Genomic DNA, 20,225 nt, shown 5'->3' with positions numbered 1-20,225 from the left:
GCACCTGCGAACAACCGAGCCCGGTCAGGCCGGTTCGAATCATTCTTCCTTTGGTTGTAGCTTTTTGCCGTTGACGCTCTCAAGTCGTTGCCGAGCAAAGATTGCGAAAACGACGATGAGCGTCGCGGCCAGCCCATACCATGTAACGACGTACTGGAGATGGTTGTTCGGGATGTTGATTTCCGTCGTGCCGCCCTTTGGCCAGCCGCCTGGATTTTCAGGCAAAGCGTCGGCGTCGAGCGAAAACGGCGCGTAAGCTTGGCTCTTTTCGGCATTGAACTGGAGGGGCGTCGGCGGGCCTTGCGGCCCCCACTGCATCGCGTCGAGGTCGGGCCAGTACCAACGGTTTCCCGTGTAGTCATTATCGGGAGCAAACCAGGGCTTGGGATGGCCAAGACGCACCAGTCCGGTGATCGTCACAGGACCCGCCACTTGGCCTTCGGCACGCTTCGACGGGTCCTTCAACTCGTCGGGGATCCACCCGCGATTGACGAAAATGGGCGGCAGGCCGCCTTCCGGAATGAGAAGCGTGTAAACATGCCAGCCCTGCGAGGCGGTGGTCGGCGCGTAGACATGGCGCTCGCGGCCATAATCGAATGTGCCGGTGACGCGCGTATGCCTGTATTCGACATCGCCGGACCGGACGTATCCCGCCAGCACCGCCGGATACGAAACCGGCTCCGCTGTTCGCCTCTCGTCGATCTTGGAGATCAGCGACTCTTTCCATGCCATCCGATGCCATTGCCAGTTGCCAAGCCCCATAAGGATCGGCAGCATGATCAACGTCAGAATGGTAGGGACGATCAGACCTGCGGCGCGCCAGCGCGCGAACATAGTCACTCCTTGGCGAGACGGCCTTCCTCGGCCTTGTTTTTGAATTGCAGCGCGATCAATCCCGCCTTGAGGAAGCGTAGCAGAAAAACCGCGATGAGCGGGGTAAGGATACCCCAGAGCAGCACGTGCATCCACCATGGCACGCCGAACTTGAATTCGGCGATGAGCGCGCCTCCGACACAAAGAAATCCGAGGATGAAGATCGCGAACACGGCCGGACCATCGCCCGTGTCGACGAACTTGTAATCCAGTCCGCAACCGCCGCAGCGATCACGCAGGTTCAGGAAATTGACGAAGAGTTTGCCCTCGCCGCACTGCGGGCACCGGCAAGTCAGCGCGGTTGCGAGCGGCGAAATGGGTCTAGCGGCATGGACCACAGCAATCTCGATTTTTGAGAGCTCAACCTGCCGCCGACCGTGGCCCGGCGGGACGCGCGGCGCAACTCTGAATAGTGCCGCGCCTCAAACACAAGAGGCGGCTTTTCGGCCGCCTCCTGCAAAGTTCCGTTGGTTTCAACTGGAGCGCCTTATTCGGCTCCCGCCGTGATCGCGCCTGCGCCCCACACGTAGATGCAGGCGAACAGGAACAGCCAGACGACGTCGACGAAGTGCCAATACCAGGCAGCCGCCTCGAAGCCGAAATGCTGCTGCGGCGTAAACGCTCCGCGCAGCGACCGGATCAAGCAGACGAACAGGAAGATCGTGCCGATGATCACGTGCGCGCCGTGGAAGCCCGTCGCCATGAAGAACGTCGAACCGTAGCTATGGCCAGGGAAGCTGAAGGCAGCATGGCCGTATTCGATGGCCTGGCAAACCGTGAAGGTCATTCCGAGGAGAACCGTCAGGATCAGGCCGATAACCAGTCCACGGCGATCGTTTTTCAGAAGCGCGTGGTGCGCCCACGTAACCGTGCAGCCCGAAGTCAACAGAATGAGCGTATTGACGAGCGGCAGGCCCCAGGGGTTGAACGTGTGCTTGAAAAAGCCCGGGACGGTCGCAGCCGTCGGATCGACGGCTGCCGGCGGCCAGTGGCCACCATAAAGCTCGTCACGTGCAACAAGGCCGACGAGATGGCCAGGATTGTTCATGAGTTCGTGCACGCCGGCCGGAAAGAGCGCGCTGTCGAAATAGGCCCAGAACCAGGCGACGAAGAACATCACTTCCGAGGCGATGAACAGGATCATGCCGTAGCGCAGGTGCAGCTGAACGACCGGCGTCTGGAAGCCCTGGTTGGCTTCGCGAATGACGTCGACCCACCATGCCCATGCGGAGGCGAGAACCGCGGCGCCGCCGATCGCAAAGAGCCACGGTCCCTTGACGCCGAGGACACCCTCGCCATCGACATGCGTGCGCATCCACGCGATAGCGCCGACCGCCATGATGAGCGCCGACACGGAGGCCAGAACCGGCCAAGGGCTCGGGTTTACGAGATGATAATCATGATGCTTTGCGTGGGTATCAGCCATTTCCGTCTCCGTCCCCTTCAGGCTCTGGCCCGTTCTTGCTTGGATAGAAATATTGACGAGGCGGTTTCAGCGTCCCGTCTCGTTCGCAGATCTTCTTTCTTGTTTTCGTCAGTCTGCATTCGTTTCAGCCCCCCTTCTTCGGCTGCGCGGGCGCAACGTCGGCTGCCGCCGCCTTGGGCTCAGCCGGGAAGAAGGAATACGACAGCGTCACCTCGGGCTGTAATGCGGTGGAGCTGTCTTCGACCAGCTTCGGGTCGAGGAAGAACGTCACCGGCATTTCAACAGTCTGGTGCGGCTGCAGCGTCTGCTCCTTGAAGCAGAAGCATTCGATCTTGTTGAAGTAGGAGCCGAACGCTTCGGGCGCGACGTTGAATATCGCCTGACCCTTCACCGGCTTGTCGGAATTGTTCGTTGCGCGGAAGAAGGCCAGCGCGGTCTCGCCGATCTTGACGTCCATCTTCGTGACGTCGGGCTCGAAGGTCCATGGAAGGCCAGGAGCAACGTTGGAATCGAAGCGTACCGTTAGCGTACGGTCGAGCACCTTTGCGGTGTTGCTGTCCGCGCGCTGCGTGGTGCCGCCATAGCCGGTGGCCTTGCAGAACATGGTGTAGAGCGTCGGCGATGCAGCGGTTACCCCGCCCATAACCGCGAGGGCGGCAAGGCAGCCGAGCACAACCCGCCGGTTTTGGCGGGCGGTCTTGGCGGCGGCGGCGTCATCCTGCTGCACGGTCTGGCCTCTCTTCATGCCCTACATCATTCCTTTGGCGACGTTGCCGCCGAGGTGGACAAAGGTTGCGACGTAGAAGGCCAAAACCATAAAGCCGAGCGTCAATGCGATCGCGATCGAACGGCGCCGGCGGATTTTCTCCGCAGCCGGATCGAGACGTTGGGGAAATTTGGGATCGTTGGTCAAAACAGCCTCACGCAAAAAAACGATGGAATATCGCTTCACTGAAAAGAACGGCAAACAGCACGTACAAATATAGGATCGAAAACCAGAAAAGCTGGCGCGCTGCGGTATCGGCTTCGCGGCCTTCGGTCGTGAAGTAAACGCGAACCGCTAGCCCCAGGAAGACCGCGCCAAGGACGACCGACGAGACGAGGTAAGCAATCCCCCCAAGCCCGGTAAAGTACGGCACAACGGCCAGCGGCACGAGAATGATCGAGTAAAGCAGGATCTGCTTCCGCGTCTCCGGGAGACCGGCAACGACCGGCAGCATCGGCACGCCGACGCGCTCGTAATCGCGACAACGGTAAAGAGCCAGCGCCCAGAAGTGCGGGGGCGTCCACATGAAGATGATGAGGAACAGCAAGATGCTATCGAGGCTGATGCTGCCCGTGACGGCGGCCCAGCCGACCATCGGCGGGAACGCGCCTGCCGCGCCGCCAATAACGATGTTGTAGGGCGTCCGCCGCTTCAGCCACATCGTGTAGACGAACAGATAGAAGCCGATCGTAATGGCCAGCAGCGCACCGGCGGTCCAGTTGACCAACACGCCGAGCGTCAGAACCGAGCCGACGCTCAGGACACCGCCGAAGCTCAGCGCTTCATCGCCGGTGACGCGGCCACGCGGCAAGGGACGGGCGGCCGTGCGGGCCATGCGCGCATCGATGTCGGCGTCATACCACATATTGAGGGCGCCCGAGGCGCCCGCTCCGATCGCGATGGAGACGATCGCGATGAAGCCAAGAATTGGATTGATCGAACCGGGCGCCACAAGCATCGCAGCAAGCGCCGTGAAGACGACAAGCGTCATTACCCGCGGTTTCATCAGCTGGATGAAATCGCCAACGCTGGGCTCCAGCGTCAGGTCGGCTTGGCCAACTTCACTTTGAATGCTCATCTCGCAAGCGCCGTCAAAAAATTCAGTTTCAGCAAATCGGAATGGCGACGGGGCGAATGCATCGCCCCGTCGCTCACTCAACTTTCATCAGTGATGGTCCGTCGCAGCGATCCGCGGCAGAGTTTCGTAGGAGTGGAAGGCTGGCGGTGACGGCAGCGTCCATTCCAGCGTCGTCGCTCCGACACCCCACGGGTTGCCCGCCGCCTTCTCCTTGCGGATGAAGTAGGCGTAGAACATCGCGAACAGGAAGACGACCAAGCCCGCCGTCGTGATGTACGAGCCGACTGACGACACCCGGTTCCAGTAGGTGAACGCTTCCGGATAGTCAGCGTAGTGGCGCTGCATGCCGGCCAGTCCAAGGAAGTGCTGCGGGAAGAACAGCACGTTGGCGCCAATGAACGTCAGCCAGAAGTGAATCTTGCCGAGTGTCTCATTGTACATGTAGCCCGACATTTTCGGGAACCAGTAGTACCAGCCCGCGAAGATCGAGAAGACGGCGCCAAGTGACAGCACGTAGTGGAAGTGCGCCACGACGTAATAGGTGTTGTGAAGCGAACGATCGATGCCTGCGTTTGCGCACATCACGCCCGTCACGCCACCGACCGTGAAGAGGAAGATGAATCCCAGCGCCCAGAGCATGGGCACGCGGAACTGAAGCGAGCCACCCCACATCGTCGCGATCCAGGAGAACACCTTGATGCCGGTCGGCACAGCGATGACCATCGTCGCGAACATGAAGTAGGCCTGCGTGTCGACGCTCAGGCCCGCCGTATACATGTGGTGAGCCCAGACGATGAAGCCGACGAGTCCGATCGCCACCATTGCGTAGGCCATGCCGAGGTAACCGAAGATCGGCTTCCGCGAGAACGTGGACACGATGTGGCTGATCATGCCGAAGCCCGGCAGAATGAGAATGTAAACTTCGGGGTGACCGAAGAACCAGAAGAGATGCGCGTAGAGCAGCGGATCGCCGCCACCGGCGGGATCATAGAATGTGGTTCCGAAGTTGCGGTCCGTCAGCAGCATCGTGATGGCGCCGGCCAAAACGGGCAGCGACAGAAGCAGCAGGAACGCAGTCACGAGAACCGACCAGGCGAAGAGCGGCATTTTATGTAGCGTCATGCCCGGAGCGCGCATGTTGAAGATCGTCGTGATGAAGTTGATGGCGCCGAGGATCGACGAGGCGCCGGCAAGATGCAGTGACAAGATTGCGAAATCGACCGCGGGACCCGGATGTCCAATTCGTCCGGAGAGCGGCGCAACGACAATCCAGCCCGTGCCAACGCCATCAGCGTCAGCCGTGCCAGGCACGAACAACGAGATGAGCAACAGCGTGAACGCTGCCGGCAGCAGCCAGAACGAGATGTTGTTCATGCGCGGGAACGCCATATCCGGCGCACCGATCATCAACGGCACAAACCAGTTGCCGAAGCCGCCGATCATGGCGGGCATGACCATGAAGAAGACCATGATCAGGCCGTGGCCCGTGACGAAGACGTTATAGATGCCTTCGTTGGCGAAGTACTGCAGACCCGGCTCCTGCAGTTCCATGCGCATCAGCAGCGACAGGAACACGCCGATGCAGCCCGCGAAGATCGCGAACAGCAGATAAAGGGTGCCGATGTCCTTATGGTTCGTCGAAAAGAACCACCGTTTGAAAAATGGCGGGGCGTGATCGTGCCCGTCGCCCGTTGCGTATGCAGTGCTTCCCATTTCGTAGAGCCCTTGTCCCGGAAGTTTTGTCTGAACTTCTTTTTTTGTTGAGCGTCAGATTGGCCGAGCGGTTGCCCGGCCATCATTCACTGCCCTTAATGCGCTTCAGCCACCGACTGAAAATCGACCTTGCTCGCAGTATCCTCATCGAGGATCTGCTGCGCTTTTTTCTTGTCCTTGGCCTTCACGGCCGCAATCCACGCATCATAGACCGGTTGATCGACGACGCGGACGGTGATCGGCATGGCAGAGTGCAGCTTACCGCACAGCACCGCACACTGGCCGTGATAGGAACCGACCTTCGTGGCTTTGAACCATGTCGCCGCAACGCGACCCGGAACGGCCTGCATCTTCACGCCGAAGGAGGGGATCGTCCACGAATGGATGACGTCGTTGGACGTCACCAGGACGTCGACGACCTTGTTCACGGGAACGGCGATCTCCTGATCGACCGTCAAACGGCGAAGCTTCTTCTCTTCGTTCCAGAGCGGAATTGAAGCGTTATAAAGCGCACTGTGAAGCTGGGCGCCCTGAAGCGAACCGAACTGCTTGTCGTAAGCCTCGTCGCCTATTTTCGCCCGGAGAATATCCTCGTCGTTGACGATGTTCGAGGTGATCGTCACCTTGTCGTCAACGTATTCATGCTCCCAGAACCAAGCATTGCCGGTTGCCTTGATCGTCAGATCGGGCTTCGGAAAGTTATATTGATTGAAGAGGAGGTGGAACGAGGGGATCGAAATGCCGACGAGAATGAGGATCGGGAGGATGGTCCAGGCGACCTCAAGCATCGTGTTGTGCGAGGTTCTGGACGGGGTAGGGTTCCGCTTCTCGTTGAAGCGGTACATCACGTAGACCATCAGAACGAGAACGAACAATACGATCACAGTGATGATCGTATTTACGACGTGAAAGAGGTCGAAGATCTGACCCATGATCGGAGTTGCAGGGAGCTGCAGACCCAGCTCGCCATTCGTCGGCTGCCCGAGACCGGCCATGGCAGGTGACAGCCCCCCGAGGGCAATCGCCAAACACGCGGCCGCCATAATGGCAACCGCGCCAAACATCCTATTCGACATTCCTTCGCTCCCAATACGTCGGCTCAGATCCCCCTGAACCGACAGCCTCCCAGATACATTTTCCTGACACCCCGGGCCGGCGTGTCATACCCGATTATTTGTTGCCCAGCTTTCACGCTGGGATGGCCCGCCGTCGCTGCGGACGTATGCCTCATCGATTTGTTAAGGCGAGTTGATAAAGAGCACAATCCGTTCATGCCGCTCAAGTCAAGCTTTCTGCGTCATTTCTTCGCGAAACCACTATACCTAAACAGCGAATCAATCCTCCTCAGCACGGGGCAACGGCACCTTGGGCGACGAAATTCGGCCAGAATCCTGGACGACGAAGCGCGCTCTTCCTACGCCGCTTGACCATTGGGCTCGGCTCGCGAAAGCAAGGACCATCTTTTGTCACCGGAAAAAACGGGCTTCTGGAGCCGATGCCGTCCGCTCATACATTTGTGGAAAATGATCGCCATCCCGAATAGGAGGCGGGCCGCGGGTCCGCTGGCTGCGCTTCTCGCATTTGCACAACTGACGGCAATGCTGGCGTTACCCGGCAATGCGTTTGCCGTCGATGCGCCCGAAGGAACGGTCAAGTCGCAGCACGGAGACTGGCAGGTCGTCTGTAAGGACCCACCGGCAGGTTCGAAGAACCCGGTATGCGCTCTCGTCCAAAGCGTGACGGCCGAGGACAAGAACAACATCGGACTTACGGTCTATTTCCAGAAATTTTCGAACGGCACGCGCGTACTCAGGGTGTTCGCGCCGCTCGGCGTGCTGCTGCCGCCCGGTTTGGGCCTCAAGATTGACGACAAGGATGTCGGCCATGCACCGTTCTTGCGGTGCCACAGCTTTGCCTGCTACGCGCAGGTCGTCGTCGAGGATCCGCTCATCCAGCAGTTGAAGACGGGCAAGACCGCCATCTTCATCATCTTCCAGACCGAAGAAGCGGGGATCGGCATTCCGATTTCGCTCAAAGGCTTTGGCGACGCCTTGGGCGAACTGAAATGACGAAGGCCGACTGGCTAAACCAATCGGCCTGAGCGAAACGAACCCATCGACCCATTCAGTCGTCCGGCGACTCAGAAGTCAGGCGACCCTGCGCTCGGCCAGTTCACCGGAACTCTGCCGATCCAGCAGGATCAAGCCGTCCCTCTTCTGTTTGGGCGGCAGCGGCAGCACGGTCGGCGTGACAGCCTCGGCTGCCTTCTCCACGGCTGCCGCGACGCGCGGAACGGTTTCTATATATTGACCCGCGATCGTCGCCCAGAAGTCGGCATGCGCAGTGTAGACATCGGCCGGTGTCGCCGGCTGCATCATTCGATGCGCCCAATGCACGAATGCCCGGGCCTGGCGTGCTTGTAGACTCGCGACTTCGAGCTGCGCCCGGCCAGCAGCTTTCAGAAAAGGCTGCCAGAACATCGACGTAGTGTCGACCATTTCAAAGGCCTGCTGGTAGAATTGGTAGTAAAATGAAGTATTCGTGCTACGCGCGCCCTCTTCATATGCCATTGCTACGTCCTCCCAGACACAAAATATGCTGTGGCCTTCGACGGCCAGTTTTTTAATGCTTCTGCGCCAGTAACTCTGACCTGGGCTAATTGTGGGTCAGTATCACGGCAGCCCGCGGGCCGCAGTTCACAGATGCGTGCTCCGGCAATCCATTCAAGAGCGCAAACGCAATCCCTGCGATCCGGTTAGGAATGTACGCTGCCTTCACTTCAGTTCCATGACTCAGATCAAATGCAATCGAGTTGAAAAATGTCCGTAGACTGAAAATCTAACTCTACGCAACCATAGTTATACAAACGTAAATTTCGCTTATTTCTGATTGAGCTTAAGAACTTTGCTTAGTTCATCTTGCGTTCTTCTTGACGCCCTTCACTTCATACAGCGTTATGTTCAGCTTGGTTAATACACATGTTTATAAGCGCGTCTGCGTTCCATGTTGCGTTTTGGGGAGTGCCGGGGGTGGGGCCAGCTCTCTGCTGTGGCCGGACCGGTCATCGCGGTTGCGGCGGTGTTTCTGTCCGGATCGGCGTCAGCGCAGACGAGTGATCACCCAACCGATTGGGTTCAGGAAAAATATGGCTGGCGCGAAGTCTTCAGCGGCGTCGACGCCGCGAATGATCAGTGGCTCGCCTATTCCGGAATGACCTTCGCGCTTCGGAGCGCGGATATCTACAGTGACGGCTGGCGACTTCGCGTTGGGGGCGGATATGGCCGCTACAGCTACGACAGCGCGCCTTCACATACAAATTGCGGGGTTGCCGTACAGAACGACATCTGCGGCGAAGAGGGGCGGACCGCGCAACGCTTCGAGGTCGCGCATTCCTACGCCGAGGTTCTTCTCGGATATTATCTTCAGCTCGGCCAATTAACCGCGAAGGCGTTCGCCGGGGCGTCGATGTCGTCCCAGCACCATCTCAAACGCGATCCGAACAATGACGATGATGGCACCGAATTCGGCGTCAAGGGCGCTTTGGAATTGTGGCTCACGCTCGACTCGGATTCCTGGTCGTCGCTCGACCTCAGCTATTCGACGGCGCGGAATGAATCCGCTGCCCGGTGGCGTTCGGGCTGGCGCCTACTGCCGGCGCTATCGATTGGTCCAGAACTTCGCTATGACAAGAATATCGAAACCGGGAACAACGCCTGGAATGGACGGGCCGGTCTTTTCACACGTTACGAATGGAGTGGCGGCGAGATATCGCTGGCGGGTGGCGGACTATGGCGGGTCGACGATTGGTCGACGGCGGCCCCCTCGGCTTACGGAAACGTCAACGTGCTCTTTCAATATTAGTATCGTTCGCGATACTTGATCTTCTGCCGGCGGCGGGGCTTCGGGGGAAAAATGATGAGGACGGCACTTCTTCTGGAGGCTTCGGCTCTCGCGCTCGCATTGCTCTTCCTCGCTCCCATTCCAATGCGCGTGCTCGCCGATACCTGCGCCTCGTCGCCGGTTGTCGCGCGCGGCGAAGAAGCTCGCTACGTCTGGCTCGCAAAAACGAAGGCGAGAGCGAATTGGCGCGCGAAGGTACGCGCCACGCCGGGCCTCGGGCCGAACTTCGCAAATTGGTCGCGGGCGCAAAATACCGAAGAACGCTGCCTTACGGGACCGGCGGGCAGTTTGTGCATTTTCACCGGTACGCCCTGCGCGCCTTGACCGGCGTGAGGCATTTCAATCTCACCTTGCGACGGATCGTAATTCGTCTTGGTCAATTAGGAAACATTTCGGCGATTTCAGAATTCGGCTTCCTGAAAGTGCGCTATAGAAGAGGGATGAGACACGTCCCGCTCGCATGATCAATTGCTGAGGGGATCCATTCTCGACGACGAACGAATTACTCAAGACTTGTGCATTCATTGTTGTTCGCGGTGTTTCGGATTAGCACTTAGAGGCGCGCCCGATATGAGGCGAATGACCCTTTCGAGAACATAGATCGATCTTGCGAGCGCGCGCGGCAGCCATTTGGCCGGCCCCTGACAGCGTTCTCGATTTCGCAAGATTGATGGAATCCGCCCGGCCCCAGGCTCGGGCGGTTGAGAGAGGAGCGGTGGGCTGCGGGACCTACTGCTCCTCTTTTTTCGACTTCATTTCTGCGGTCCGGTAGCCCATCCCCGACCTGCTCGGTTACAGCCTGAGCTGTATCCGCCACTAGGCCGGCCCTCTCCGATATTTTTTGCAAAACGAACAACTATTCGCCTTGACCTCTCCGCAATCGTCCATCAAGCAGAACGCCCATTCGCTTAAATCTCGCTTGCATACGGACAGTCGCGGCGATGCCGAAGCTCAAACCAGACACACAACGCGCGCGGCGAGAGCATATTCTCGACGCGGCGCTTCGATGCTTTTCCAACGGCGGCTTTCACGCCACCACGATGCAGACGATCTGCCGGGAGGCCGACGTCAGTCCGGGCGCCCTCTACGTTTATTTTGACAGCAAGGAAGCGCTCATCGCAGGGCTCTGCGAACGCGACCGCGCGGAATTTGCCGAACGGTTCGCCGCGCTCGCGACCGCGCCGGATTTCCTCAAGGCACTTGCCGCAATCGGCGAGCATTACTTCATCCATGAGGGGCGCGAGAGGCAGCGTTTCGCCGTCGAGATGGGCATAGAGGCGACACGCAATCCACGCATCGCCGAAATCTTCCTCGGCGTCGACAAGTTCTGCTCGGACAACTTCGAAGCGCTGTTCCGCCGTCTTGAAGAAGAGGGGCGCATCGCACCGCGGACGGACATCCAGACACTTGTGAATGTCTTCAATATCGTCGGCGACGGAATGTTCTGGCGCCGCGCCATTTATCCTGACGCCGACATGGGCTCCTTGATCCCTGTGGTCATCGACCTCATCGGCAGTCTGCTCAATCCAGTTAAGCAGGGGACGGTTGAACGGACGCCGGCGGAACACAAAGTATCCCGCGCGAAGGTATCCGCACGCGGGGGGCGCCGATGAGTCTTAGAAAATTTGTCTTTGGCCTTTTGGCTGCAGGTGCGGCGGCCGGAGGCGGCTACCTTTACGTCGTGAAGAAGCACACGGCCGAAGTGCAGGCCGAGAGGCTCGAAGCTGCAAAGCCCGTCGCCGCTCCTTCGGTCACCGTGTCGAAGGTCGCGATCGAAAATTTCGTCGAGACCGCGGCCGTCTCAGGTTCGCTCATACCACGCGAGGAAATCCTCGTCTCGCCGGAGGTCGATGGCCTGCGCGTTCTCGAGCTCCTCGCGGACGAAGGCGATAAAGTTAAAAAGGGTCAGGTTCTCGCGCGCCTCGTTGCGGAGCAGCTCGACGCGCAGCTTGCGCAGAACAATGCCAATCTGGCGCGGTCGGATGCCGCGATCGCGCAAGCCGAGAGTCAGATCGTGCAATCGGAAGCGCAGTCCAAAGAGGCGACTGCGCAATTCGAACGCGCCGTGCCCTTGAAGCAATCCGGATATCTCTCCGGCTCGACCTACGATCAGCGCGAGAGCGCCGCGCATACGACTGCGGCTCAGCTACTCGCGGCGCGCGACGGGCTGACGGCCGCGAAAGCCGAAAAGGCGCAAGTCGAGGCGCAACGCCGGGAGCTCTTGTGGCGCCGGAATAATACCGACGTGACCGCGCCTGCCGACGGCGTCATCAGCCGGCGCATGGGACGCATCGGCGGCATGGCTTCGACGGCCGGCGAGCCGATGTTCCGCATCATCGAAAACGGCGAGATCGAACTCGACGCCGAGATCGTCGAAACCGAATTGAAGAAGGTCAAGGTCGGGCAAAAGGCGATCGTGACCGTGCCCCAGAACGGCGACTTTGAAGGAACGGTTCGCCTCGTCTCGCCAGAAGTCGATAAGGCGACGCGGCTCGGTCGCGTGAAAATCTTCCTCGGCGTCAATCCGGCGCTCAGGATCGGTTCCTATGCGCGCGGGCGCATCCAAACCGACTCGAGCCACGGCCTTGCCGTTCCGGCCTCAGCCGTCACCTTCGATCAAGGTCTAACGTCCGTGCAGGTCGTCAAGAACGACACGGTTCAAAAGCATACGGTTTCGGTTGGCTTGGTCGCCGGTGATCTCGTCGAGATCAAAAGCGGCGTCCAAGAGGGCGATCTGGTTGTTGCGCGCGCGGGGACATTTCTACGCGACGGCGACGTCGTGCGCCCTGTAATGCCCGAGCCGCGGCTGAGCGAGGCGAAGTAATGCGCATCAATATTTCCGCCTGGTCGATACGCCGGCCTGTGCCATCGATCGTGCTCTTCGCGGTGCTGATGCTGCTCGGCACGCTGAGCTTCAAATCGCTGCCTGTCACGCGTTTTCCCAACATCGACATTCCGATCGTGTCGGTGACGGTCACGCAATCGGGCGCCGCGCCGGCGGAACTCGAGACGCAGGTGACGAAGGTCATCGAGGACGTCGTCGCCAATATAACCGGCGTCAAGCATATCACCTCGACGCTGACGGACGGCACGTCGGTAACGATCCTGGAGTTCAGGCTCGAGACGAATACCGACCGGGCGTTGAACGACGTCCGAGATGCCATAGCGAAAATTCGCGCCGATCTTCCGCGCACGATCGACGAACCCGTTATCGCACGCATCGATGTCGAAGGGCAGGCAATCCTATCGTTTGCGGCGACATCGCCGGCCATGACGCTCGAAGAGCTCTCCTGGCATGTCGACGACGTCATCAAGCGCAAGCTACAGGCGACGAAAGGCGTCGGCCGCGTCGAGCGCTATGGCGGCGTCGATAGAGAAATTCGCATCAATCTCGATCCCGATAAGCTACTTGCCTACGGCATCACCGCTGCGCAGGTGAACAGTCAGGTGCGCGCTACCAACGTTGATCTCGGGTCGGGCCGCGGCGAAGTCGGCAGCCAGGAGCAGGCGATCCGCACGCTTGCCGGCGCGCGCCAAGTCGAGGCCCTGTCAGACGCAAAGATCATCCTCGCGGGCGGCCGCGAAGTGCGCCTCAAGGATCTCGGCCGCGTCATCGACGATGCCAGCGAGCAGCGATCTTTCGGGCGTCTCAACGGTCAGCCCGTCGTTACGTTCTCCGTCTTCCGCACCAAGGGAACCAGCGATCTTTCCGTTTCGGACGCCGTCAACGCTTCGCTCAAAAGCCTCGAAGCCGAATATCCCGACGTCCAACTGACGAAGATCGACGACGCCGTCGCCTACACGCGCGGCAACTATGTCGCAGCGATGGAAACGCTGATCGAGGGCGCCGTACTGGCGGTGCTCGTCGTTTTCGTCTTCCTGCGCAATTGGCGCGCGACAGCCATTTCGGCGATTGCGCTGCCTCTCGCGGCAATTCCGACATTCTGGGCAATGAGCGCGCTCGGATTTTCTCTCAATCTCGTCAGCCTGCTCGGCATCACGCTCGCAACCGGCATTCTCGTCGACGACGCGATCGTCGAAATCGAGAACATCGTTCGCCATATGCACATGGGGAAATCTCCCTATCGTGCCGCACTGGAAGCGGCCGACGAGATCGGTCTCGCCGTCATTGCCATCACGCTGACAATCGTCGCGATTTTCGCGCCCGTGTCGTTCATGGGCGGAATCGCCGGCCAGTACTTCAAGCAGTTCGGCATGACCGTCGCGGTGGCCGTGCTCGTGTCGCTGTTGGTTGCGCGTCTCATAACACCGATGATGGCGGCCTATCTGTTGCGCCCCATTCCCGAGAAACCCCACATCGACGGCGCGATCATGCGCTCCTACACGAAGTTCCTAGCGGCGACGCTTCGTTGGCGCTACCTGACGCTGATTTCGGGCGTCGCGCTTTTCTCAGCATCGATCTACATGACGACGCTGCTTCCCACCGGTTTTTTGCCCGACGAGGACACGTCTCGCGTCGTTGTGTCGGTGGAATTGCCGCCAGGAACGCAGCTCGACGAAACGAGCGCGAAGACCGATCAACTCGTCAAGTCGCTGCGGACGATCCCCGAGGTTACGCAAGTGTTCGTTCTCGGAGGCACGAGCCCGACCGGGCAACTCGAGGTTCGCAGGGCAGCGCTTTACGTAAAGCTCGTTCCAAAAACACAGCGCAAGCTCACGCAAAAACAGCTGAAGTCGATCATCGCAGCAAAGATTTCCGATATTCCCGATACGCGCGCCTGGTACGTCAACGAGCGCGGCGAGCGCGAGCTTTCGTTCTCCATGCTGTCGCGCAGCGGTGAGGATCTCAATGCTGCGATCGGCAAGCTCGAAACGGCATTGCGCAGCGTTCCGGGTTTCCGGAACGTAGCAGCGTCCGGTTCGACGGAGCGTCCGGAGATCCGCATCGTTCCACGCCTCGATGTTGCGGCGCGCCTCGGGGTTTCTCCAGATCAGATTGCGGAAGCCATTCGCGTTGCGACGATCGGGGACGCAGGGTTCAACCTTGCGAAATTCACGGTCGGCGACCGGCAAATTCCGATCCGCGTGCAGCTTGAAGAGAGCATGCGGTCGGACCTCAAGCAGATCGAGCAATTGCGCCTGACCAACGCCGCCGGCAAAGCGATCCCATTAACGGCCGTTGCGACTGTCGAATTCGGACGCGGTCCGGCGTCCGTCGAGCGCTTCGATCGCATGCGACGGGCGGTCATCGGCGTCGATCTCGATCGCGGCGTGGCGTTAGGCACGGCGCGCGAAGAGTTTCTCGATGTCGTCCAGAAGCTGAACCTGCCCGCATCGGTAACACTGCAGCCATCCGGCGACGCGGAAGTTCAGGACGAAGTCGCGGATGGGTTCATCACAGCGATGGGAACCGGCGTTCTGATCGTGCTTGGCCTGCTGCTTTTGCTCTTCGGCAGCGTGTTCCAGCCGATCACGATCCTGCTGTCGTTGCCGCTGTCGTTCGGCGGCGTTGCGCTGAGTTTGTTCATCACCAACAATTCGATCAGCATGCCGGTTTACATCGGGCTCCTGATGCTGATGGGCATCGTGACCAAGAATGCGATCATGCTCGTGGACTTTGCGATCGAAGAGATCGCGGCCGGGGTGGATCGCGCCACTGCGATCATCGATGCTGGCCGCAAGCGGGCGCGGCCCATCATCATGACGACACTGGCTATGGCGGCGGGCATGCTTCCTAGCGCGATGGCGCTCGGCGACGGCGGCGAATTCCGCGCGCCAATGGCGATCTCGGTGATCGGCGGCCTGTTGGTTTCCACGATGCTGTCGCTGGTGTTCGTACCGTCGTTCTTTACCGTGATGGACGACCTCGGCAATGTCATGCAGCATATTTTCGGACGCTTCATCGGCCCACGCGACGAGCCGCCTGCCGAGCCGCAATCGCCGCCGGGCAGTTCGCCGGCTGCCGAGAGCCATCGTCCGTTACCGCTCGCGGCGGAATAATTCCGAAAGGATTGTTCAGGCGTCGGATTGTGCATGACCGGGTGCGTGCCTACGTTTCAGCCGTGCGGCTGAAACAGAAGGAACCCCCGCTATGTTCGACGCCAAATCCATGCTCGAAAATATTGTTCGCGGCGCAGCGCCCGCGGGCTCTTCAACTCCAGGACAACCGAATGGCGCCAACCCGCCCGGCGGCGGCATTGGAGATATTTTGAATGATATTCTTCGGAATGCCGGAGGCGGAACTCAAGGCGCACAAAGCGGAAGTGCCGGCGGCGGGGTTGGCGATATCCTGCACCAGATCAGCCAAAGCCTGTCGCAAGCGCAAACAAAATCGCCTGCGGACGTTTCTTCGCAGGCCGGACAAGGCACCGCAAGTTCCTCCCCGGATTTCGGGAACATTCTCGCTCAGATCAGAGACAAGCTCAGCGAAGCCGGCGGCTCGGTATCCGGCAGTGGCGGCGGCGGCTTCGGAGACATCCTGAGCCGGGTGCTCGCCCAAGCGACTCAAGGCGTCAAGGAGGGCTCGGAGCGCATCGGCCAACAGACCGGAGCAAGCGATGCTCTCGGACGGCTCACCTCGGATCCGCAAACGAGCGAGATGCTAGAAAAGCTAAAAGGCCTTATTCAAAACAATCCTTACGCATCGACCGCCGCAGCCGGTGGGCTTGGCGGTCTCTTGCTCGGAACGCAGACGGGCCGGTCGGTTGCGACCGGTGCAGCAAAGCTCGGAGCCCTCGCGATGCTCGGCGGCCTAGCCTACAAGGCCATTCAAAACTATGAGCAAGGGAAGCCTCTGCTTTCCGACTCAGCCGGGACGACCGATGTAGACAAGCCTCAGACCACCCAAGCCGCGCTATCGACCGAACCGCCTCCGACTGGCTCTGGCTATGAGCCCGCCGCAATGACGAATGATGCGGCAGTCCACTATCTGCAAGCGATGATCGCCGCTGCCTTCGCCGACGGGCGCATCGATCCGGCGGAGCAGACGAAGATCATGACCGGAATCAAAGAGGCCGGTCTCGATCGTGAATCCGAGACCTTCCTGGCGAACGAGCTCAATCATCCGCATACCATCGAAGAGCTGGCGAAGTCGGTACAAACACCACAGGAAGCCATCCAGCTTTACGCTGCGGCGCGTATGGCCGTTGCGGACAATTCTCCTGCTGAAGAGCGGTTTTTGGGGTCGCTCGCTCACGAGCTCGGGCTCGATCCGCGGCTAACGGCTCAGATCGATGCCACGGCGCGGGCGGCGGCTTGAAACCGCCCGTCTCGTACTCATTCGCGAACATGAAAAAGGGCGCCCGTGGCAATCACGGACGCCCTTCTTGCTGTCAGGATAAGCTGATCAGTTTGTTTTCGTGCCGCTCGAAGCGTTCGCGGCCTGATTGTCGAGCTTGAAGAAGGTGTCGACGCGCATGCCGGTAAAGAGCGGCGGATGATCGTCGAGCGAGACCATGACTTCAACCACTTCGACATCGTTCGGACGACGCGGACCGCGGGTTGCGATACGCGGCGCGGCCAATGACTGCGAAATCGATGTGACGGTGCCTTCGAACGTCTTGTCCGGGAAGGCGTCTGCCTTCACGACAACGCGCTGACCGACGTGAACTCTTGCGGCGTCACGCTCTTCGACTTCGGCGCGAAGGCGGAGGCTCGACATGTCGCCGAAGACCACGACGGCGCTTTCGGGCGAAGGAACCGCGGTTTCACCGACGCGCGCCAGCACGTTCAGAACGGTGCCGTCAGCCGGGGCGCGGATACGCGTGCGCTCGAGAGCGAGCTCGGCCGACGTCAGATCCGAACGGGCGAGAGCCAGCGACGATTCCAAACGCTGCTGCAGCGGCATGTTCGGCTGCGCATTAACCTGCGCAAGCTTCGACTTTGCGGCAGCCAGAGCGTCGATCTTGGCGGCGAGATCCTTGCGTGCCTTGTCTACCGCATCGGCATCGCCTTTTTCGGTTTTCTGAGCGCGGTATGCCGCGTCGAAAGCCTCGTGGGCGGCGAAAACGCTACGCTGCGCTTTGGCGACAACGTCTTCGGCGTTGCGGCGATCGAGAGCCGGGCCAGTTGCCGCTTCTTCGCCGCGCTCACGCTCACGAACGCTGGCTTCGGCGGATGCCGCGGCGATCTTGTTGTAATAATCGGCGTCCTCGAGGCGGATCAGGAGATCGCCGGCTTTCACTTGATCGTTGGTGTTGGCGAGGACTTCGTCGATCCTGCCGCCGACTTCGCTCGCAATGCGAACTTCGCCGTCCTTCGGCTCTACGCGCGCGGTGGCGGATGCAGCCCACTGCGCCGTCGGGGCCGTGGCGTCGGCATGCGCCGGGCCCGCCACGCTAGAAAACATCGTCTCGCTATGCGTCAGGGTGTTGAAAGCAAAGCCACCCAGCAACGCCAGGGCGGCGGCGGCGAGAATGGCCGTGACGGTTGGATCAATCTTCTTAAGCATGCAGCTTTCGCCTCTTCGTCAAATCCGTAATTTCGGGGGAATCTATGCCTTCCGGTCGGCGCTCTTCGCCGACAATTCTTCCGTCTTCGATGCGTACGACGCGATCGGCGTAGCCCAAGGTTCGCGGGTCGTGCGTTACAGCAAGCACGCTGCGATGCTGTTCCTTGGCAATGCGCGACAGCAGCGCCATCACGGCATGTCCGTTCTCGCTGTCGAGTGCGGCGGTCGGCTCGTCGGCGAGCACGATCGAAGGTGAACTTGCGATCGCGCGAGCGACCGCAACGCGCTGCTGTTCACCGCCTGACAGGTTGCGCGGATAGTTGGTCAGGCGGTGGCCGAGACCGACCTCACGCAGGACTTCTTCGGAGCGGCTCGTCGCAGCGAAACCTTTGACGCCCCTGACGTCGAGAGCGATGCGAACGTTCTCGATGGCATTCAACGTCGGGAACAGGTTGTAGGATTGGAAAATGAAACCGAGGTGCTCCCGGCGCACCTTGGCCAGCTCTTCGGCGGACAGGCCGTCGATCTTCGTATCGGCGATGCGGATGCTTCCTGACGTCGGCTTCATGATGCAGCCGAGGATCGAGAGAAGCGTGGTTTTGCCGGAGCCCGAAGGCCCCATCAGCAGCGTCAGCTCTCCGGGGACAAGCTCCAGCGAGACGCCTTTGACAGCGACCACTAGGCCGGCACCGGCGCCAAGCTCTTTGACGATATTATCCGCTTGCATGACGGGGGTCGTTGTCATCTCGCAAACACCGTAGCCGGATCTATCTTCGTGACCTTGACGATGGCCGAAAGCGCCGAGATCGCACACATGAACAGCGTCAGTGCGAACAGCCAGAATGCCAGGCCCGGCGTCATCACCAACGGCAACGACGAATTTCTACTGAAGTAAAGTATCAATAAGGCAATTGCCATGCCGAGCACGTAGCCCATGATTGCGCTCAAGCCGGCCTGAGCCAGAATTACCTTATAAATGTAACCTCTGGACGATCCGAGCGCGCGGAGCGTTGCAAATTCGTGAATGTGGTCCTTGGTACTCGAGTAGAGCGTCTGAGCGACGATAACGGTTCCGACGAGGCTGCCGAGAATTGCGCCGCCGATCAGCGCTAAGCCCGCGCCCGTGCGGAACAGCCATTGCTTGAGGCTGCGGCTTTCAAACTCGTCCTTCGTCAGCACGTCGGCTGAATCGAGGCGCTTCCCGAGATCTTTCTGCACTTCGGTGATGTTCGCCCCAGGAGCCAGCTTCACGAGCAGAAAGGTCGACTTGTCATCGTCGGCGCCAAGCAACTGGCGAGCGCGATTGAGCGTCGTGTACGCATAGGGCGATTGGGTGAACGAGCGAATGCCTTCCGTCAGCGCACGGATCTTGACGCGGCCGCCGGCGGCCTGCGCCGTGTCACCGATGCCGTTGATGCCCAGCTCGTTCAGGTAGGTGCTATCGACGGCGATGGCGTCAGGCGCCTTGATATCCTCGACCGTGCCTTGGATGAGGCCCCACGGAAGGAGACCCTGATCGGCGGCATCGGAACCAATGAGAACTACACGCGAGGAACCACCCTCGGGCTTCCGCCATTCTGCGAAAGCAACGACCAGCGGCACGACGCTTTCAACGCCCGGCGTCGCCAGCGCCTGGTGACGTTCGCGATCGCCCAACAAAAGACCGCCGTCCTCGAAGCTTTTAGCGCCGAAGGTGGTTACGATGAGGTCGGCATTCGAGCGGGCAATATTCGCCGTGATCATCCGGCTCGACCCGAGGTATAGACCGAGTTGCACAGCCACAAGGACGATAGAGAAAAGAATACCGATAAGCGTAACCGCCAAACGAACGCGATCGTGCAACAAATTACGAAGCGCGAGAGTAAAAACCATGTATCTGCCGGATCTCTCAGAGGGGTTTCTATTGGGCCTCGGGGCCTGCAGATGGCGCGAACTCCGCATCAATACCCGCGCGCCTTATGCAGGGTCATATAGCTCTATTGTCTCGCTACGACCACAGCCAAACGCCAAAACGTCCCGCGTCACGTTCCGCTTCGGACGGCGACAAAGGTTGATCGTC

Annotated in this window: 19 protein-coding genes; 7 read left to right on the top strand and 12 right to left on the bottom strand. The window is 59.9% G+C overall.

All coding sequences use genetic code 11. From position 1 onward, the window contains the following. Positions 1 to 39: 39 nt before the first annotated feature. The 8 genes from AB4Z24_RS14140 to coxB all read right to left on the bottom strand — a co-directional run bounded on the left by AB4Z24_RS14140 (position 40) and on the right by coxB (position 6,932). Positions 40 to 834, bottom strand: a complete 795-nt coding sequence (locus tag AB4Z24_RS14140) for an SURF1 family protein (RefSeq protein ID WP_441709162.1) — start codon at positions 832 to 834, stop codon at positions 40 to 42. Positions 835 to 836: 2 nt separating this feature from the next. Beyond that, complete coding sequence (locus AB4Z24_RS14135) at positions 837 to 1,211, bottom strand: DUF983 domain-containing protein (RefSeq protein ID WP_441709160.1); 375 nt, start codon at positions 1,209 to 1,211, stop codon at positions 837 to 839. 149 nt (positions 1,212 to 1,360) lie between these two features. Next, positions 1,361 to 2,299, bottom strand: a complete 939-nt coding sequence (locus tag AB4Z24_RS14130; protein ID WP_441709158.1) for a cytochrome c oxidase subunit 3 — start codon at positions 2,297 to 2,299, stop codon at positions 1,361 to 1,363. Between the two features lie 124 nt (positions 2,300 to 2,423). Continuing rightward, a complete protein-coding gene (locus tag AB4Z24_RS14125; RefSeq protein WP_441709156.1) occupies positions 2,424 to 3,026 on the bottom strand; it encodes a cytochrome c oxidase assembly protein in 603 nt (200 codons plus the stop codon). Positions 3,027 to 3,047: 21 nt separating this feature from the next. Beyond that, positions 3,048 to 3,212 carry a protein CoxF gene (locus tag AB4Z24_RS14120; RefSeq protein ID WP_441709154.1) on the bottom strand — a complete coding sequence of 55 codons (165 nt, stop codon included), beginning with the start codon at positions 3,210 to 3,212 and terminating at the stop codon, positions 3,048 to 3,050. A gap of 7 nt (positions 3,213 to 3,219) precedes the next feature. Beyond that, positions 3,220 to 4,143, bottom strand: a complete 924-nt coding sequence (locus tag AB4Z24_RS14115) for a heme o synthase (protein ID WP_441709152.1) — start codon at positions 4,141 to 4,143, stop codon at positions 3,220 to 3,222. Between the two features lie 87 nt (positions 4,144 to 4,230). Further along, on the bottom strand, positions 4,231 to 5,856 hold the full coding sequence (ctaD, locus tag AB4Z24_RS14110; protein ID WP_441709151.1) for a cytochrome c oxidase subunit I: 1,626 nt from the start codon (positions 5,854 to 5,856) through the stop codon (positions 4,231 to 4,233). A 95-nt stretch (positions 5,857 to 5,951) separates the two neighbouring features. Then, on the bottom strand, positions 5,952 to 6,932 hold the full coding sequence (gene coxB / locus AB4Z24_RS14105; protein WP_441709149.1) for a cytochrome c oxidase subunit II: 981 nt from the start codon (positions 6,930 to 6,932) through the stop codon (positions 5,952 to 5,954). Positions 6,933 to 7,379: 447 nt separating this feature from the next. On the opposite strand from coxB, the gene AB4Z24_RS14100 reads away from it, so the two are divergent. Continuing rightward, entirely contained in the window at positions 7,380 to 7,925 is a 546-nt protein-coding gene (locus AB4Z24_RS14100) for an invasion associated locus B family protein (RefSeq protein WP_441709147.1), read from the top strand. Between the two features lie 78 nt (positions 7,926 to 8,003). Here the strand turns inward: AB4Z24_RS14100 and AB4Z24_RS14095 are convergent, their stop codons facing one another. Continuing rightward, positions 8,004 to 8,426, bottom strand: a complete 423-nt coding sequence (locus tag AB4Z24_RS14095) for a hypothetical protein (RefSeq protein ID WP_441709145.1) — start codon at positions 8,424 to 8,426, stop codon at positions 8,004 to 8,006. Positions 8,427 to 8,904: 478 nt separating this feature from the next. Between AB4Z24_RS14095 and bcsS the strand changes: the two genes are divergently transcribed. The 6 genes from bcsS (at position 8,905) to AB4Z24_RS14065 (ending at position 16,975) form a co-directional block, all read left to right on the top strand. Next, complete coding sequence (gene bcsS / locus AB4Z24_RS14090; RefSeq protein WP_441709143.1) at positions 8,905 to 9,717, top strand: cellulose biosynthesis protein BcsS; 813 nt, start codon at positions 8,905 to 8,907, stop codon at positions 9,715 to 9,717. A 54-nt stretch (positions 9,718 to 9,771) separates the two neighbouring features. Next, positions 9,772 to 10,080 (top strand): hypothetical protein, encoded by a 309-nt coding sequence (locus AB4Z24_RS14085; protein ID WP_441709141.1) that lies wholly within the window; start codon positions 9,772 to 9,774, stop codon positions 10,078 to 10,080. Between the two features lie 617 nt (positions 10,081 to 10,697). Continuing rightward, a complete protein-coding gene (locus tag AB4Z24_RS14080) occupies positions 10,698 to 11,369 on the top strand; it encodes a TetR/AcrR family transcriptional regulator (protein WP_441709140.1) in 672 nt (223 codons plus the stop codon). Then, positions 11,366 to 12,580 (top strand): efflux RND transporter periplasmic adaptor subunit, encoded by a 1,215-nt coding sequence (locus AB4Z24_RS14075; RefSeq protein ID WP_441709138.1) that lies wholly within the window; start codon positions 11,366 to 11,368, stop codon positions 12,578 to 12,580. Before AB4Z24_RS14080 ends, AB4Z24_RS14075 begins: the two co-directional genes overlap by 4 nt. Beyond that, positions 12,580 to 15,717, top strand: coding sequence for an efflux RND transporter permease subunit (locus AB4Z24_RS14070; protein WP_441709136.1), 3,138 nt, complete (start codon positions 12,580 to 12,582; stop codon positions 15,715 to 15,717). Before AB4Z24_RS14075 ends, AB4Z24_RS14070 begins: the two co-directional genes overlap by 1 nt. 91 nt (positions 15,718 to 15,808) lie before the next feature. Further along, positions 15,809 to 16,975 carry a tellurite resistance TerB family protein gene (locus tag AB4Z24_RS14065; RefSeq protein ID WP_441709134.1) on the top strand — a complete coding sequence of 389 codons (1,167 nt, stop codon included), beginning with the start codon at positions 15,809 to 15,811 and terminating at the stop codon, positions 16,973 to 16,975. A gap of 87 nt (positions 16,976 to 17,062) precedes the next feature. Here AB4Z24_RS14065 and AB4Z24_RS14060 read toward each other — a convergent pair whose 3' ends face one another. Genes AB4Z24_RS14060 through AB4Z24_RS14050 form a run of 3 tightly spaced genes read right to left on the bottom strand, consistent with a single transcriptional unit; the run spans position 17,063 to position 20,038 of the window. Beyond that, positions 17,063 to 18,166: an HlyD family secretion protein gene (locus AB4Z24_RS14060; RefSeq protein ID WP_441709132.1), complete on the bottom strand. Its 1,104-nt coding sequence runs from the start codon at positions 18,164 to 18,166 to the stop codon at positions 17,063 to 17,065. After that, positions 18,159 to 18,911: an ABC transporter ATP-binding protein gene (locus tag AB4Z24_RS14055; RefSeq protein WP_441709130.1), complete on the bottom strand. Its 753-nt coding sequence runs from the start codon at positions 18,909 to 18,911 to the stop codon at positions 18,159 to 18,161. The genes AB4Z24_RS14060 and AB4Z24_RS14055 overlap by 8 nt, the downstream gene beginning before the upstream one ends. Then, positions 18,908 to 20,038 (bottom strand): ABC transporter permease, encoded by a 1,131-nt coding sequence (locus tag AB4Z24_RS14050; RefSeq protein WP_441709128.1) that lies wholly within the window; start codon positions 20,036 to 20,038, stop codon positions 18,908 to 18,910. Before AB4Z24_RS14050 ends, AB4Z24_RS14055 begins: the two co-directional genes overlap by 4 nt. Positions 20,039 to 20,225: the final 187 nt, after the last annotated feature.

The organism is Hyphomicrobium sp. 2TAF46, assembly GCF_052114865.1.
Taxonomy (GTDB): Bacteria; Pseudomonadota; Alphaproteobacteria; order Rhizobiales; family Hyphomicrobiaceae; genus Hyphomicrobium_B.
This window is presented reverse-complemented; position numbering and strand designations above follow the sequence as displayed.